Here is a 16,709-nt window from a genome sequence, read left to right as displayed (position 1 = left end):
TAGGGACGCACACTATCAGGGCTCCCTCCCCCCTTGCGGGGGAGGGTTGGGGAGAGGGGTAAGCCACACACACCGTCTTTGCGGCCACCCCTCTCCCTAGCCCTCCCCCGCAGGGGGGGAGGGAACGACGGAGCAAGCGGCAAGGCCATCGCGTCACCTCATTACGCTACCCACCCGCATGCAGCACACGCCCGCGCGTTTCCGGCAGCGCGTAGGCGGCGATGAAGAACACGCCGTAGGCGGCCACCGCGAAGATCGCGATCGCGTTGGCGAGCGTCGTCGTGGTCGAAAGCGCGCCGACCAGGAACGGGAACAGCGCGCCGATGCCGCGGCCGAAATTGTAGCAAAAGCCCTGGCCGGAGCCCCGCAGCCGGGTCGGATACAGCTCGGTCAGGAACGCGCCCATGCCGGAGAAATAGCCCGACGCAAAGAAACCGAGCGGGAAACCCAGCACCCACAGCACCTCGTTGGAGATCGGCAGCTGAGTATAGAGCAGCACGATCGCGATGGCGCCGATCGAGAAGATCAGGAACAGGTTGCGGCGGCCAATGCGGTCGGCGAGCCAGGCGCCCACCAGATAGCCGATAAACGAGCCGATGATCAGGGTTGCGAGATAGCCGGTCGAGCCGACCACCGAGAGCTTGCGCTCGGTGGTAAGGAAGCGCGGCACCCAGAAGGTGACGGCGTAGTAGCCGCCCTGCATCCCGGTGCCGACCAGCGAGGCCAGCAGCGTGGTCTTCAGGATCGGCCCGTGAAAGATCTCCCACAATGCAGCGGGTTTGCTGCCAGTCGCCTGCTGCTGCGCCATTGTCGCGGCCGAGATCTCGGGCTCGGTGACGTAGCGGCGCAGATAGAACACCAGCAGCGCCGGCAGCGCGCCGATCGCGAACATCCAGCGCCAGGCGTTTTCTGCAGGGAGGACCGAAAACAGGATCGCCTGCGCCAGCACCGCAAGGCCCCAGCCGATCGCCCAGCCCGACTGCACCGAGCCGACCGCGCGTCCCCGATATTGCGGCCGGATCGCTTCGCCGATCAGCACCGCGCCGGCCGCCCATTCGCCGCCGAAGCCGAGGCCGAGCAGCGCGCGGGCGATCAGCAGCTGGTCGAAATTCTGCACCACGGCGCAGACCAACGAGAAGAACGAGAACCAGATGATGGTGAGCTGCAGCGTCTTCACCCGGCCGATCCGGTCGGAGAGATAGCCGCCGAGCCAGCCGCCGACCGCGGACGCCAGCAGCGTCACGGTGCCGGCGAGGCCTGCGGTGCCGGGATCGACCTTCCACAGCGTGATGATGGTGCCGATCACGAGCGGATAGATCATGAAATCCATGCCGTCGAGCGTCCAGCCCGAGGCGCAGGCCCAGAACGTGCGCCGCTCCTGCAGGTTCATGTCGCGATAGAAGGCGAGGAGGCTGGTGTCCTCGATCTCTGCGACTTCCATCGATTTGGATTCGGCCGTGCTCATGCGCGTTCCCCGGAGAAATCTTTCACCGGCTCTTTGCATCCGCGGCCGGACTTGCGCGGATCGCCAATCTATCGCGATGTTGCCGGCCGGGCAAAGCCGCGTTTGCGTTAGCTTTTTGTTTTGACGCGTTTTCTTCGCGCGAACCGGTGTCCGCTTCGCTCGAAAACGCTCTCTAGTACCCCGCGGCCTCCGAGCCGCGCGTGCGCGGGTCCGGGGCGCCGAGCAGACCATTGGTCGTGACCACGATCGAGTTCGCGGAGGAGTAGCCGAGCGGCTCGACCGGTTTGTGGCCCTTGGCCTTCAACTCGGCCAGCACCTCGTCGGGGAAGCCTTTCTCGATCCGGACCTCGTCGGGCAGCCATTGGTGATGCATCCGCGGCGCGGCGACCGCGGCTGCGATATCCATCCTGTAGTCGATCACGTCGACGATGATCTGCGTCACAGCCGAAATGATCCGGCTGCCGCCGGGCGATCCCGTTACCAGCACCGGCTTACCGTCCTTCAGCACGATGGTCGGCGCCATCGACGACAGCGGGCGCTTGCCGGGTCCCGGCAGATTGGCCTCGAAGCCGACCAGGCCGAAGGCGTTGGAGGCGCCGGGCGCCGCGGTGAAATCGTCGAGCTCGTTGTTGAGCAGCACGCCGGTGCCGTCGGCGACAAGGCCGACCCCATAGGGGAAGTTCAGCGTGTAGGTGTTGCTGACGGCGTTGCCGCCGGCATCGACGACGGAATAATGCGTGGTGTTGTCGCCCTCGTGCGGCTGCTTCGCGTTGCGCACGTCGGTCCAGGGCGTGGCATGGGCGAGGTCGATGGTCGCGCGTTGCCTGGCGGCATAGGCCTTGTCGATCAGCAGCTGCGTCGGCGCGTCGACGAAGGCGGGATCGCCGAGATAGCGGGCGCGATCGGCATAGGCGCGCTTCATCGCCTCGATCATCACATGCAGCGAGGCGGCCGAGCCCTGCTTCATGTCGGACATCGGAAAGCCCTCGAGGATGTTGAGGATCTCCAGCAGCACGACGCCGCCGGAGGACGGCTGCGGCATCGAGACGATGTCGTAGCCGCGATAGCTGCCGCGGATCGGCGTGCGGATCACCGGCTGATAGGATTTCAGATCCTCGAGGCTGAAGATGCCGCCGGCATTCCTGATTCCTGCGACAAGCTTCTCGGCGACCGCGCCTTCGTAGAAGCCGCGCGGCCCCTGTCCGGCAATCGCCGTCAACGTTGCCGCGAGATCGCCCTGGATCAGGCGGTCGCCTTCACGCAGCGGCGTCCCGTCGGCATGCGAGAATGTCTTGGCCGAATTCGGCCAGCGCGACATGCGGCGATACATGTCACCCAGCGTGTCCGACGTGTCGTCGGTGACGATGAAGCCGTCGCGGGCGAGATCGATGGCGGGCTTGATGATCTGCGCCAGCGTGAACTTGCCGGAGCCGTATTTGTCCAGCGCCAGCGCGAGGCCTGCGACCGTGCCGGGCACGCCGATCGCGAGCGCGGAGTTGCGCGACTTGTCGGGATCGGGCTTGCCCTCAGCGTTCAGGAACATGTCGCGGGTTGCGGCCTGCGGCGCGGTCTCGCGATAGTCGATCGCGACTTCTTCATTGCGCCCGGCGAGATGGATCACCATGAAGCCGCCGCCGCCGATATTGCCAGCGCGCGGATAGGTCACCGCCATCGCAAAGCCGGTGGCGACCGCAGCGTCGACTGCATTGCCGCCCTGCCGCAGAATGTCGGCGCCAACCCGCGCCGCAAGCTTCTCCTGCGCCACCACCATGCCGTGTTCGGTGCGAATGCTTTGAATCGCATCGGTGGCCGAAGGCTCGTAGGCGCGACGCTGCACCTGGCCGAGGGCCGGCATCGCGATGCCAATTACCAGGAGAACGGCAAACAGCCGTCGCGACATCGTTGCCGTCAGCGCCATCGAAATGTCCTGCCCTGTTCATCGCGGTATCAGCAAACCGGCTCATGCTATATGGGAACGGATTGAAGCGGCAAAAGCCTGCCTGCGGTTCGACTTGAGGAATATGTTTCGCGATGACGGCAACAATGCAGACGGGCGCTGACGATGCGAAGGCCTACACCAAGGTCTATCCGGGCCGCGCAGCCGTCATCAGCTGGATCTTCTTCGACTGGGCTGCGCAGCCCTATTTCACGCTGATCACGACCTTCGTGTTCGCGCCATACTTCGCGAGCTTCGTCGCTCCTGATCCCGCAAGCGGGCAGGCGCTGTGGGGGTTTGCCACGGCAGCCGCAGGGCTTGCGATCGCGCTGCTGTCGCCGGTGTTAGGGGCGATCGCCGACGCCAGCGGACGCCGCAAGCCGTGGATCGCGGGCTTCGGCGCGCTGCTGGTGATCGGCGCCAGCGCGATGTGGATCGGCGAGCCCGGCAATCCCGACATCATCCCCGCGCTGCTGCTGGCCTATGCGATCGCGAGCGTCGGCGTCGAGTTCGCGACCGTCTTCAACAATGCGATGATGCCTACGCTGGTACCGCCCGACAGGATCGGGCGTCTGTCCGGCACCGGCTGGGCCACCGGTTATGTCGGCGGCATCCTGAGCCTCGTGCTGGTGCTCGGCTTCCTCGCCGCCAATGCCGAGACCGGCCGCACGCTGTTCGACTTCACGCCGCTGTTCGGTCTCGATCCCGTCATGCATGAGGGCGACCGCATCACCGGGCCGCTGACCGGGCTGTGGTTCATCATCTTCGTGACGCCGATGTTCCTGTTCACGCCGGACTATCCGGCGAAACGGCCGTTGCGCGAGGCGGTCGGCGCAGGCCTGCGCGGGCTCAGGGGGTCATTGACGAGCCTGCCCAAGCAGAAATCCTTGGCGCGGTTTCTGCTGGCGAACATGATCTACACCGACGGGCTGGTCTCGCTGTTCGCCTTCGGCGGCATCTATGCCGCCGGCACGTTCGGTTGGGACACGATCCGGATCGGCACCTTCGGCATCATCCTGGCGGTGGCCGGCACCTTCGGCGGCTGGCTCGGGGGCAAGCTCGACGATGCGTTCGGGCCGAAGCGCGTGATTACCTGCAGTCTTGTGATCCTGCTGTTTGCGATCGTCGTGATTCTGACCGTGAACAAGGATTCCATCCTGTTCATTCCAGTCGCGCCACCGGTGCCCGGTGGCCCGCTGTTCGCGGGCGCTGCCGAGCGCGCCTATATCGTGCTGGGCTGCCTGATCGGCGCCACCGGCGCGCCGCTGCAGGCGGCCTCGCGCTCGCTTCTGATCCGCCTCGCGCCGCAGGATCGCATCGCGCAGTATTTTGGCTTGTTCGCGCTCACCGGAAAGGTGACGTCGTTCATCGGCCCGCTGCTGATCGGCGCGATCACCGCGGCGACCGCGAGCCAGAAGGCCGGCATGGCCGTGCTGGTGGGGTTTTTCGTGGTGGGGTTGGTGTTGCTGGCGAAGGTGCGGGAATAGGTTGCTTCGTCATGCCCGGGCTTGACCCGGGCATCCATCGCCCTTCACGAATTTTTTCTTCAGGAGATGGATTGCCGGGTCAAGCCCGGCAATGACGATGCTGCGTCAGTGCCGGAAGTGCCGCACGCCGGTGAACACCATCGCGATGCCGTGTTCGTCCGCGGCCTTGATCACCTCGTCGTCGCGCATCGAGCCGCCGGGCTGGATCACCGCAGTCGCACCGGCCTCGATGCAGGCGAGCATGCCGTCGGCGAACGGAAAGAACGCGTCGGAGGCGACCACCGACCCCTTGGTCAGCGGCTCGGCGAGCTTCAGCTCGGCCGCCGCATCCAGCGCCTTGCGCGCGGCGATACGTGCGGAATCGACCCGGCTCATCTGGCCGGCGCCGATGCCGACGGTGGCGAGGTCCTTGGCATAGATGATGGTGTTCGACTTGACGTGCTTGGCGACGCGGAAGGCGAATTTGAGATCGCGCAGCTCGGCGTCGGTCGGCGCGCGCCTGGTCGCGACCTTCAGGTTCATGTCCTCGACCACCGCGTTGTCACGGCTCTGCACCAGGAGGCCGCCGGCGACGGTCTTGGCGGTGAGGCCGAGTGCGCGCGGATCGGGCAGCGCGCCCGCAAGCAGCAGGCGCAGATTGCGCCGGCCGGCGATGATCGAGATCGCCTCCTCGGTCGCGTCGGGCGCGATGATCACCTCGGTGAAGATGCCGATGATGGCGCGCGCCGCGTCCGCGTCGAGCTTGCGGTTGACCGCGATGATGCCGCCATAGGCCGAGGTGGAATCGCAGGCGAGCGCGCGGGCATAGGCGGTGGCGAGATCGGGACCCTCGGCGACGCCGCAGGGATTGGCGTGCTTGACGATCACGCAGGCCGCGGTGCGCTGCGGATCGAACTCGCCGACGCATTCATAGGCCGCGTCGGTGTCGTTGATGTTGTTGTAGGACAGTTCCTTGCCCTGCAGCTGGCGTGCGGTCGCAACGCCCGGCCGCTTCTCCGGCGTGGCATAGAACGCCGCGGTCTGGTGCGGGTTCTCGCCATAGCGCAGCGACTGGATCAGCTTGCCGCCGAAGGCGCGGAAGTCCGGCGCCCTGGTGTCGAGCTGCACGGCAAACCAGTTCGAGATCGCGGCGTCATAGGCTCCGGTGCGGGCATAGGCCTTGGCGGCGAGCCGGCGGCGCAGGCCGAGCGAGGTCGCGCCCTTGTGCGCGGCGAGCTCGTCGAGCACCGCCTGGTAATCCTGCGCCTCGACCACCACGGCGACGTCGTCATGGTTCTTCGCCGCGGCGCGGATCATCGCGGGGCCGCCGATGTCGATGTTCTCGATGCACTCCTCGAAGCCGGCGCCTTTGTCGACGGTGGCCTCGAACGGATAAAGGTTGACGACCAGAAGGTCGATCGGGGCGATGCCGTGCGAGGCCATCGCCGCGGCATGTTCCTTGTTGTCGCGGATCGCGAGCAGGCCGCCATGCACCTTCGGATGCAGTGTCTTGACCCGGCCATCCATCATCTCCGGGAAACCGGTGAGCTCGGAGACGTCCTTGACCTTCAGCCCCGCCGCCGCGATCGCCTTGGCGGTGCCGCCGGTCGACACCAGCTCGACGCCATGGTCGGCCAACGCCCTGGCGAAATCGATCAGTCCGGTCTTGTCGGAAACGGACAACAGAGCGCGGGTCACGCGGCGAAGCTGTTCGGTCATTCTAGGAAATCCCTGGCTGTTAAGGCAGCCGGGTAGCATGGTTTGGTGCCCTACGAAACCGGTCTCCGGGGCCGATTCCCCCGAAATTGCGGATGATTGGGGCGAAATCGCTCGGCCCTGTCTAACCGTCACCCTGAGGAGCGCGGAGCGTGTCTCGAAGGGTCGACGGCCACCAGCCGGGCCGTGCATCCTTCGAGACGCGGCGTAAGCGCCGCTCCTCAGGACGACGGTCGGGAGTCGTTCGGTCGCCCTACAGCGGCAGTTCCGGCTCGCGGCGGGCGTTGCGGCGCGCGTTGGTGGCGGTGGCCGAGGTCGAGGAGCGCACGAAGCTCCAGCGGATGGTGGCGGCCTGCCTTGCGTCCTGCCGGATCACGATCTGGGAGGTGCGGCGCGGGCCATCATTGCCGGCCAGGAACACGCTGTCCTCGAGGTCGACCTTGTCGTCCAACGCCTCGAAGGTCCAGACGTCGCGGTTCGGCAGCACCAGCATCACGCCGCGGGCATCCGACAGCCGGCTCGCCTTCACCGAAGGGTGCAGATGGAAGCGCAGCGCGAAATCGGCCTCGCTGCCCTTGATGCGGCCGCCCGGCGCCGGCGACAGCGAGTCCTCGCCTTCGAGCCGGGTGCCATCCTGGGAGACCATCAGCACGCGGCGGTGGATCACACCGAAGCGCGAGAGATAGCCGTCATGCGAGGCGGTGAGCACGTCGCCGTCGGCGACCGCTTCGCGGTAGCTCTCGACATTGTTGGGGCCGCTGGTGATCGGCGCGCCGCGCAACAGCCGCTTCATCGCCGACAGCTCGACGAACTGGCACGACGAGGTGTCGCGATAGGTCAGCGTCGAATGCGCGGCGGTGGAACGTGCGAACGGCCGCCAATTGTCGCGCCCGGTCGACGGCATGCCGCAATTGACGACGATGCGGCTCGGCCCCGAGGAGAGCTCGAACGACAGGCAGCCGGCATGCGCATCCTGGCTGACGCTCGGCGGCGGCGGGGCGCCGGTGTCGATGATCAACGCCGTGCTGCCGGCATCGAGCCGTTGGAAGCCGCTATGCGGCATGCTCGCCATCGGCACGCCGCGGGTGTCGTCATAGGCGAGCAGCGTCGCGACCAGATCGGACGGCGCGGTCGACATGCCGTTGAACAGCGCGAAGCTGCCGTCGCCGTGACGGAAGAAGCGCAGCATCGGCATCATGCGGTCGATGGCGTTGAGCAGCGCCGGCGGCGGCGCGATATTCCGTGCAGCAAAGGTCTGGCGCAGCGGCAACAGATCGCTCAGCAGCTCGACCAGCGCGCCGGGATTGCGCGAGATGTGGCCGCCATCGGGCAGGATCTGGCGCTGCAATTCGTCCGACAGCTTGCGCGTGGTCGTCTTGATATTGCGCGCCTGGTTGGCGAGGCAGAGCGAGGCATAGCACAGCGCGATCAGGACCTGCAGGCGCGGCACGCCGTCATTGTCGAGGATGGAGTAGCGCAGATAGCGGATCTCGCGCGCCAGCCCGCGCAGATATTTGCGGTAGAATTTTCCGTCGGTATCGCCGAGCACCAGCGGTGCCTGCGACAACAGCGAGATCACGCGCCGCGCGCGGACATCGGCGCGGCGCTCCAGCGGCCGCCTGCGCGCCTGGTTGGAGATCCAGTCGTCGACCAGCGAGCGGGCATTGGCGCGGGTCAGCGCGGTGTCGGCGGCGCGCAGATGGCGCAGCCAGCCGAAGCCGAGCAGGGCGGCTTCCCAATCCTCCGACGGCGGCTCGAGGTCGAAGATCGAGCGGCCGTGGCAGGTGACGATCTTGCCGGCGAAGACGAATCGCCCGGCATAGATCTCGGCGGCGCGGGTGGCGTCGGCGGTCCTCAGATCATGCGGGGCGATGATCAGCCGGTCGGTGCGGCCGGGCCACAGCCGCGACAGCGCAACCGTGCTCCCGCTGGCGCGCGCGATCACGCTGCGCGCGAAGCGGCCAGCAATCAGCGTCGAGATGCGTCTGCTTTGAGCGACCGACACGCCTAACCTTGCGGGGAGGGAATTTTCAACGAATCCTTATTTAATCCGGAAATGCGGCCAAGACACCCTCTTGATACCGCACGAATCACTTCGAGCTTAGAAGTCTGAAGTTTAAAATCAGGACTTAACCAGCCTGGCGGCGTAAAACCCGTCCAGCCCGCCCAGCCGTGGGTCGGCGTTGGGCAGATGGCAGGGCAGGGTGCGCAGATCGCCGTCGGCGGTAATGATGTCGTCGAGGCCGGCGACCTCGTCCTTCTCGACCGGCGCACGGCGCAGGCCTGATTCGCTCGCCAGCAGCGCGGCGATCGCCTGCTCGCCTTCTTCCGGCTCCAGCGAGCAGGTGCAGTAGACCAGCGTGCCGCCCGGCTTCAGCAGATTGGTGGCCTTTTGCAGCAGCCGCTTCTGCAGGGCCGATAGCGCCGCGATATCGCCTTCCTGGCGCAGCCAGGCGACGTCGGGATGGCGGCGGATGGTTCCGGTCGAGCTGCAGGGTGCGTCGACCAGAATACCGTCGAAGCTTCCGGCCGCCGCGGGCCATTCGGCGGCGTCGGCGACGATCGTCTCGGCCTCCAAGGCCAGCCGCGTGAGATTGTCGCGCAGCCGCGCGACCCGCGCCGGCGAGCGGTCGATCGCGGTGACGTGTGCGCCTGCAAGCGCGAGCTGGGCGGTCTTGCCGCCGGGCGCCGCGCAGAGGTCGGCGATCGTCTTGTCCTTGATGTCGCCAAACAGGCGCACCGGCAGCGCGGCGGCGGCGTCCTGCACCCACCAATGGCCTTCGGCAAAACCCGGCAGCATCGTGACGGAACCCTGCAGCAGCGTGCGCACGGTTCCCGTCGGCAGCGTCTCGCCATGCAGACGGCTCGCCCATTGCGGCGCGTCCGACTTCACCGTGAGGTCGAGCGACGGCTCATGGCCGAGCGCCAGCGCCATGTCGCGCGCGGTGGCTTCGCCGTAATGCGCGTTCCAGCGCGCCAGCATCCATTGCGGCAGGTCCAGCGTCTGCGCGCTGGTCTCATCGATCAGGCCCTGGCCCTCGCGCGCGCAGCGGCGCAGCACGGCGTTGACGAGCCCGGCATATTTCGCCGCACGCCGGTCCGACTGCACCAGCCGCACCGAGAGATCGACCGCGGCGTGATCCGGCACATCCATCCAGAGAATCTGCGCGGCGCCGATCAGCAGCGCGCTCTGCGCACGCGGCGCATCGGTCGGGATGCCGCGATCGAGCAGGCGCGACAGCAGATGGCCGAGCGTGCCGAGTTTACGCAGTATGGTCGAGACCAGCCGGCGCATCAGCGCGCGATCGCGATCGGCGAGCGATTTCAGGCCGGGATGCGCGCCGGCGCCGTCGAGCTGATCGTCGAGCGTGCGGTGCTTGTGCAGCACGCCGTCGAGGATGTCGGCCGCGATACGGCGTGCCGCGAGACCGGGGACTTCGGCAGGAACTGCAAATCTTGAAGGGGGCATGAAGCGGAGATATCTCGAAGGTGCTGGAGTTACATTCGGCTCATGCCCATCAACTCGAGAACACCTCTGGCATGCGAATATGCCAAATGTAAGAATCACCCTGCGGGATTTCGCGATCGTGATGTCGTCACTGAGCCAACACAGAGATACGAAAACCGCAGGCAGAAAGTTTTGCCAAGAAAGTCTGCCATGTCTGAGAAATCTGCGTCTGAGAAATCTGCGTCCGAGAAATCTGCATCGTCGCCGGAACCCGCGACGCACAAGCCGCTGACGCCGGCGGCGCAGCGCGCGCTCGCCGAGGCCGAAGCGCGGCGCAAGGCTGCCGAGAAGCTAGCCGCGCAGGAAGCGGCCGCACGGCCGAAGGAATACCAGGGTCCGAAGGGGCCGGAACCGACGCGTTACGGCGATTGGGAGACCAAGGGCATCGCCTCGGACTTCTGAGAGCCGGACTTCTTAAGGGTTTTGCGGAGAGTCTTGCCCGGCGTCTCGACTCAGGCCAGTCTGGGAATATGTCCCCATACGAGAGAATAAATCCTTATCGTGGGACGGGACGTCCGCCCTTCCGACGGTCGCCTTGGGGCCGGCGCGTCTCGGCGGCGCTGCCCTGGGTGTTCGTGCTCGGCATCGCCGTCGGCAGCATGCTTCCGATCCGCCAATGGGTGCCTCAATGGGTACCGTCGCATTGGCCGTTGAACCGGTCGCACGATACTGACGTGATCTGGCAACGTGCCGGTGCGCCTGACGTCAGGCACAGCATTGATGTCATCAGGACGATCGATGGCGACACCTTCGAGGCGCGGGTGCATCTCGCGCCGGGGCCTTATCTTACACACGGGTCCGGTTGCGCGGCATCGACGCGCCGGAGCTGAAGGCATCCTGTCAGCGCGAACTGCAAATGGCGGAAGCGGCAACTGTCGCGCTGCGCGATCTGCTCGGCCAGGGCGATGTCGCGATCTACAATATCGGTCCCGACAAATATCAGGGACGCGTTGTCGCCGACGTTGCGACGAAGAAGACCGAAAACGTCTCGGCTGCGCTGCTCGCATCCGGCCATGCGCGCGCCTACAATGGTGGCCACCGCTTCGGCTGGTGCGGAAATTTGATCCGCTAAGCGACAGCGGTCACCGCTGCCACGGTACCGGATCGGCAAACAAAAAGCCGCGCGGATGCGCGGCTTTTTCCTCGCGAGCTTTTGCGGAAATCAGCGGGTGACGACGACCGTCGTGCCGACCGAGACGCGCGAATAGAGATCGGTAATGTCGTCGTTCAGCATGCGGATGCAGCCGTAGGACACGAAGCCGCCGACCGAGCCCGGCCTGTTGGTGCCGTGGATGGCATATTCGCCGCCGGTCAGCGTCATCGCGGCCACGCCCATCGGATTGGCCGGCGAACCGCCTGCGATCACGTTCGGGATGCTCGGCTTGTCGCGCTTGACCTCTGCGGGCGGCGACCAGGCCGGGTAGCGATACTTGCCGTCGATCCGTGTGGTGCCGGCCCACTGCTTGCCGGACCTGCCGACGCCGACCGGATAGCGCACCGCGTGGCCGGAATCGAGAATGAGATACAGCCGCCGCTCGTTGGTCCTCACCACGATGGTGCCCGGCTCATAGGCATCGCCGTGCATTCCCACCATTTCCGGCCGCGCTTCGGCCGTCTGCGACATCGAAACAACAGCACCAAGGGTGGCAGCCAGCGCCACCGCAATCTTCAACGACATCAACCTCTCCACTTCCCAACGGCCCCGACGAGGGGGCCAAAAACGAAGGTGCAGAGCCCTGAAAAAACCGGGCTCGCTGGTCTCGCGCACGCAATATTAACCGCGTGTCTTAACCGGATGGTTTTCATCGCGGCCGCGAGACACGTCCTGATGGCCGGAGAGAAGAAAAAGTTCGGATTAAAGTAAATGACCTGAAAACAACACTTGGCCGCAAACGCGCCTCGGTGCCGCCTTGCCTCTGACAATCCCGTGAAATGGCCGATGCCAGAGTGTGATGAGATTACGTTGGATGGCGGTCGCGAGCGCTGCTCCAGCAAAGCGAAAGGCCGCGGCGGTGATCGCGCGCGGCCCTTCCTTGATGTCCCGATGGTGCTGTAACCGGATTACTTCTTGTTCTGCCGGTTCTCGACGAGGTCCTCGACCACGGCGGGATCGGCCAGCGTCGAGGTGTCGCCGAGGCTCGACGGCTCGTCCTCGGCGATCTTGCGGAGGATACGGCGCATGATCTTGCCGGAGCGCGTCTTCGGCAGGCCCGGCGCGAACTGGATCAGATCCGGCGAGGCGATCGGGCCGATGTCCTTGCGGACCCAGGCGACCAGCTCCTTGCGCAGCGCTTCGGTCGGCTCGGTGCCCTTCATCAGCGTGACATAGGCGTAGATGCCCTGGCCCTTGATGTCGTGCGGATAGCCGACCACCGCGGCCTCCGACACCGCCTCATGCGCGACCAGCGAGCTCTCGACTTCGGCGGTGCCCATGCGGTGGCCGGAGACGTTGATGACGTCGTCGACGCGGCCGGTGATCCAGTAATAGCCGTCGGCGTCGCGCCGGCAGCCGTCGCCGGTGAAATACTTGTTCTTGTAGGTCGAGAAATAGGTCTGCTCGAACCGCGCATGGTCGCCATAGACCGTGCGCATCTGGCCCGGCCATGATTTGATCAGGCAGAGATTGCCCGAGGTCTCGCCCTCCAGCGTCTTGCCGTCGGCGTCGACGATCTCCGGCACCACGCCGAAGAACGGCCGCGTCGCCGATCCCGGCTTCAGCTTGGTGGCGCCGGGCAGCGGCGTGATCAAAATGCCGCCGGTCTCGGTCTGCCACCAGGTGTCGACGATCGGGCAGCGGTCGTCGCCGACCACGCGGTAGTACCACTCCCAGGCCTCCGGATTGATCGGCTCGCCGACCGAGCCGAGCAGGCGCAGCGATTTGCGCGAGGTCTTCTTTACCGGTTCGTCGCCGCCCTGCATCAGCGCGCGGATCGCGGTCGGCGCGGTGTAGAAGATGTTGACCTTGTGCTTGTCGACCACGTTCCAGAAGCGCGAATTGTCCGGATAGTTCGGCACGCCCTCGAACATCAGCGTGGTCGCGCCGTTACAGAGCGGTCCGTAGAGGATGTAGCTGTGGCCGGTGACCCAGCCGACGTCGGCGGTGCACCAGTAGATGTCGCCGTCGTGATAGTCGAACACGTATTGATGCGTCATCGAGGCGAATACGAGATAGCCGCCGGAGGTGTGCAGCACGCCCTTCGGCGTGCCGGTCGAGCCCGAGGTGTAGAGGATGAACAGCGGGTCCTCGGCGTGCATGTGCTCGGCCGGGCATTCCGTCGTCACCATCTCGGCGGCCTCGTGATACCAGAGGTCGCGGGTCGGGTTCATGTCGATCGCACCGCCGGTGCGCTTCACCACCACGACCCAATCGACGCCGCCGGTCTTGGCGATCGCGGCATCGACATTGGCCTTCAGCGGCACCTTCTTGCCGCCGCGCAGGCCTTCGTCCGCGGTGATGACCACCTTGGAATCGCAGTCCTTGATGCGCTGGGCGAGGCTGTCGGGCGAGAAGCCGCCGAACACCACCGAGTGGATCGCGCCGATCCGCGCGCAGGCCAGCATGGCGTAGGCCGCTTCCGGAATCATCGGCAGATAGATCGTGACGCGATCGCCCTTCTTGACGTTCCGGGTGCGCAGGATGTTGGCCATCTTGCAGACTTCGTCGTGCAGCTGGCGGTAGGTGATGTGCTTGGATTCGGAGGGGTCGTCGCCCTCCCAGATGATCGCGGTCTGGTCGCCGCGCTTCTCGAGGTGGCGGTCGATGCAATTCCAGGCGACGTTCAGCACGCCGTCCTCGAACCATTTGATCGAGATGTTGCCGGGCGCGAAGGAGACGTTCTCGACCTTGCTGAAGGGCTTGATCCAGTCGACCCGCTTGCCGTGCTCGGCCCAGAAGCCGTTGGGGTCCTTGACCGAGTGCGCGTACATCTCGCGATATTTGGCGTCGTTGACGTAAGCGCGCTTGGCCCAATCGGCCGACACGTCATAGATCTTCTCGGACATCGCTTTCCTCCACTCATTGCCGATCGCACACGACGCGACGGCAAGCCGTCTTGATCATTGCCGCGATTATGCGTTGCCGCATTCCGGCCCGGCAAGGAAAAAGGACTGTCACTTTCGTCGCGGGGAAGCCGCCGGACATTCCGCCGGCCTCCGCATCTGATCGGGCGGTTTACCGCGCCTCGTTGACGAGCGAAACCTATGCGCGATCGCGTGCTCCGCGTCGCTGGTCTCTTGGTCGTAGTGATGTCGCGCTCTGTGCAGCTCGCGGTCACAGCAGCAGTGTAGCGCACGATGACGACCCGCCGGCGCCGACTTGGCTCGACGGCTTCAGGCAGAGTTGAACGAAGTGTCGGACGCCGCCGCGATGATCGACGCCGACAATTGCTCCGCCGGCGACCGGCATGGCCTGATGGCCCGTGAGCTACGAATTTGTCGAGGCGACGCCGGTTCGTGACCCCCGCAAACCCTGCCCGCGGGCCAGCGGTTCGGCCAGCCGTGGGCCGTCCGCATCAGGCGGCGTGCGAGCGCGGAATTGCGCACGAAGGGGCACGATCTCCGACCTGGTCTGCGCGGTCCGGCCCGGCCTGCTCGGCCCTCCCAAAGCCAGTTCCGGGCATTGATCCCGCCATTTTGACCGGTCCCGGACAGGCCAAAATCAAGGTTACGGGCGAATGGCACCCATGAAAGGTAATTAGAAACCGTCAATAACTGATTCGCGACTCGCAATGTCGGCCCCGACGCCCTAAATCGCCAATCCGAGGCCGGACGGCCCCACCGGAACGAAGCCCGAAGCAACGGCATTACCGGGAGAACAGCGGAACAAGGCGTCTTGGAAGTATGATGGATCAGCAGAACATCGCGGCTGTGCGGCCCATGTCCGCCGATCCCGCTGTCGCCCTGGCGAAGGCGCTGGGCCAATGGCCCAAGCGGCCGCAGGCAAGGTTGCAGCCACCGCGAGCCAAGCTCAACCTCGACGCGCCCATCAAGACCTCCGTTGAGGATCTGGCGCGCGATCTGGGCCTGCGACTCGGCGACCAGAACGAGCTGACCATCCGCCGCATCAAGCGCGGCAAGAACTATTCATTCGTCCGTGCCAATGGCTCGCGCGTCCGCGATGCGCGGACGATCCGCCGGCTGCACGCGATGGCGGTTCCACCGGCCTACCGCCAGGTACGCTATTCCAACGATCCGAGCTCGCATTTGCAGGCGGTCGGCCGCGATGCCGCAGGTCGTTTGCAATACCGTTATCACGCCGATTGGGAGAAGGTCCGCGAGCAGCGCAAGGCGCATCGGCTGGCCAAGCTCGTGGCGGCGCTGCCGAAGATCCGGCGCAAGGTCTCGGCGTTCCTGTCCGGCGACGAGCCGACGCGCGAATTCGCGCTGTCGGCGGTGATCGAGCTGATCGCGCGCACCGCGATCCGGCCCGGCAACGAATCCTATGCCCGCCTCAATGGCACCCGCGGCGCCACCACGCTTTTGAAGTCCAACGTCACGCTTGAAGACGATTCTCTGGTGCTGACCTTCAAGGCCAAGGGCGGCAAGGCCGTGCGTAAGGAATGCGACGCGGCCAAGCTGGTGCGGGCGATCGGCATTCTGCGCGGTGTCCCGGGCAAGCGCATGTTCCAGTATCACGACCGCTCCGGCGTCGTTCGCGCCGCCTCGACCACCGCGGTCAACGCGTTCCTGCGCGAGATCGCCGGCATCAAGATCTCGCTGAAGGATTTCCGCACGCTGATGGCGTCGGCCGTCGTCGTGGAGTCGCTGTCGCGGATCACGCCGGCGACCAGCCAGCGCGGCCGCAAGCGCCAGGTGCTGGATGCGATCCGCGCCGCCGCCGACCAGCTCTCCAACACGCCGGCGATCTGCCGCAAGAGCTATGTCCACGACACCATCGTCACCGCCTTCGAGGACGGCATCCTCGAACGCTTCGCCGCGACGATGGGAGGCTACCGCACCCAGTCCAAGCGCGAGCAGTTGCTGGCGCAGGTGGTGATGGCGGCGGGAGCGTAAGCTCGGCTTCCCTTAATCGTCGTCCCGGCGAAGGCCGGGACCCATTACCCCAAATGTTGATTGCGGAAACAAGCCGGAGCCACGGCGCGCTCTAATAATGCTCGCCTGTGGTTATGGGTCCCGGCCTGCGCCGGGACGACGGTGGAGTTCGTTGGAACGCTAAAGCCCACCCATCTTGCAGACGTACTTCCATTCCTCCGCCGTCACCGGCTGCACCGAGAGCCGCGAATACTTCACCAGCGCCATGTCGGCGAGCTTCTTGTCGGCCTTGATCGCGGCCATCGTCACCGGCGTCTTCAGCGGCTTGTCGGCCTTGATGTCGACGCAGACGAACTTGCCGGTCTTGTCGGTCGGATCCGGATAGGCTTCCTTGATGATCTCGGCGATGCCGACGATCTCCTTGCCCTCGTTGGAATGATAGAAGAACGCCTTGTCGCCCTTCTTCATGTTGACGAGATTTTGCCGCGCCGTGAAGTTGCGCACGCCGGTCCAGGCTTCGCCCTTCGCGCCCTTGGCGACCTGCTGGTCCCACGACCAGGTCGACGGCTCGGATTTCACCAGCCAGTAGTTCATCGCAACTCACCCCGTTCCAAAGCGCCGATTGCG

The 16,709-nt window shown here is 65.7% G+C and carries 11 protein-coding genes and 1 pseudogene; 4 read left to right on the top strand and 8 right to left on the bottom strand.

Annotation, left to right across the window (positions count from 1 at the left end; all coding sequences use genetic code 11):
* Positions 1–166: 166 nt before the first annotated feature.
* Positions 167–1,465 carry an MFS transporter gene (locus K359_RS0119870; RefSeq protein ID WP_029080914.1) on the bottom strand — a complete coding sequence of 433 codons (1,299 nt, stop codon included), beginning with the start codon at positions 1,463–1,465 and terminating at the stop codon, positions 167–169.
* A gap of 172 nt (positions 1,466–1,637) precedes the next feature.
* On the bottom strand, positions 1,638–3,383 hold the full coding sequence (gene ggt / locus K359_RS0119865; RefSeq protein WP_029080913.1) for a gamma-glutamyltransferase: 1,746 nt from the start codon (positions 3,381–3,383) through the stop codon (positions 1,638–1,640).
* A gap of 125 nt (positions 3,384–3,508) precedes the next feature.
* Here ggt and K359_RS0119860 point away from each other — a divergent pair, with 125 nt between their 5' ends.
* Positions 3,509–4,888, top strand: a complete 1,380-nt coding sequence (locus K359_RS0119860; protein ID WP_029080912.1) for an MFS transporter — start codon at positions 3,509–3,511, stop codon at positions 4,886–4,888.
* 105 nt (positions 4,889–4,993) lie between these two features.
* Here K359_RS0119860 and purH read toward each other — a convergent pair whose 3' ends face one another.
* The 3 genes from purH to K359_RS0119845 all read right to left on the bottom strand — a co-directional run bounded on the left by purH (position 4,994) and on the right by K359_RS0119845 (position 10,052).
* Entirely contained in the window at positions 4,994–6,586 is a 1,593-nt protein-coding gene (gene purH, locus K359_RS0119855; RefSeq protein WP_029080911.1) for a bifunctional phosphoribosylaminoimidazolecarboxamide formyltransferase/IMP cyclohydrolase, read from the bottom strand.
* A 250-nt stretch (positions 6,587–6,836) separates the two neighbouring features.
* Entirely contained in the window at positions 6,837–8,588 is a 1,752-nt protein-coding gene (locus tag K359_RS0119850) for a heparinase II/III family protein (RefSeq protein WP_051346216.1), read from the bottom strand.
* Positions 8,589–8,705: 117 nt separating this feature from the next.
* A complete protein-coding gene (locus tag K359_RS0119845; protein WP_029080909.1) occupies positions 8,706–10,052 on the bottom strand; it encodes an RsmB/NOP family class I SAM-dependent RNA methyltransferase in 1,347 nt (448 codons plus the stop codon).
* A gap of 189 nt (positions 10,053–10,241) precedes the next feature.
* Between K359_RS0119845 and K359_RS52450 the strand changes: the two genes are divergently transcribed.
* Positions 10,242–10,493: a DUF1674 domain-containing protein gene (locus tag K359_RS52450; RefSeq protein ID WP_084518456.1), complete on the top strand. Its 252-nt coding sequence runs from the start codon at positions 10,242–10,244 to the stop codon at positions 10,491–10,493.
* Between the two features lie 68 nt (positions 10,494–10,561).
* Positions 10,562–11,163 (top strand): annotated as a pseudogene (locus tag K359_RS52445) (thermonuclease family protein).
* Between the two features lie 90 nt (positions 11,164–11,253).
* Here K359_RS52445 and K359_RS0119830 read toward each other — a convergent pair.
* Together K359_RS0119830 and acs are read right to left on the bottom strand one after the other, a co-directional pair.
* The gene (locus tag K359_RS0119830) at positions 11,254–11,769 is read right to left on the bottom strand and encodes a L,D-transpeptidase (protein WP_029080908.1); all 516 of its coding nucleotides are present in this window, start codon (positions 11,767–11,769) and stop codon (positions 11,254–11,256) included.
* 383 nt (positions 11,770–12,152) lie between these two features.
* Positions 12,153–14,093 (bottom strand): acetate--CoA ligase, encoded by a 1,941-nt coding sequence (gene acs, locus K359_RS0119825; RefSeq protein WP_029080907.1) that lies wholly within the window; start codon positions 14,091–14,093, stop codon positions 12,153–12,155.
* 837 nt (positions 14,094–14,930) lie between these two features.
* Here acs and K359_RS0119820 point away from each other — a divergent pair.
* Positions 14,931–16,103, top strand: coding sequence for a DNA topoisomerase IB (locus K359_RS0119820; protein ID WP_029080906.1), 1,173 nt, complete (start codon positions 14,931–14,933; stop codon positions 16,101–16,103).
* Positions 16,104–16,262: 159 nt separating this feature from the next.
* On the opposite strand, the gene K359_RS0119815 is transcribed toward K359_RS0119820, so the two are convergent.
* Positions 16,263–16,676: an EVE domain-containing protein gene (locus tag K359_RS0119815; protein WP_029080905.1), complete on the bottom strand. Its 414-nt coding sequence runs from the start codon at positions 16,674–16,676 to the stop codon at positions 16,263–16,265.
* Between the last annotated feature and the right edge of the window lie 33 nt (positions 16,677–16,709).

Source organism: Bradyrhizobium sp. th-b2, from assembly GCF_000426785.1.
In the GTDB taxonomy this organism is placed as follows: Bacteria; Pseudomonadota; Alphaproteobacteria; order Rhizobiales; family Xanthobacteraceae; genus Bradyrhizobium; species Bradyrhizobium septentrionale.
Note: the sequence above shows the minus strand (reverse complement) of the source record. Positions and strands in the feature narration are given on the sequence as shown.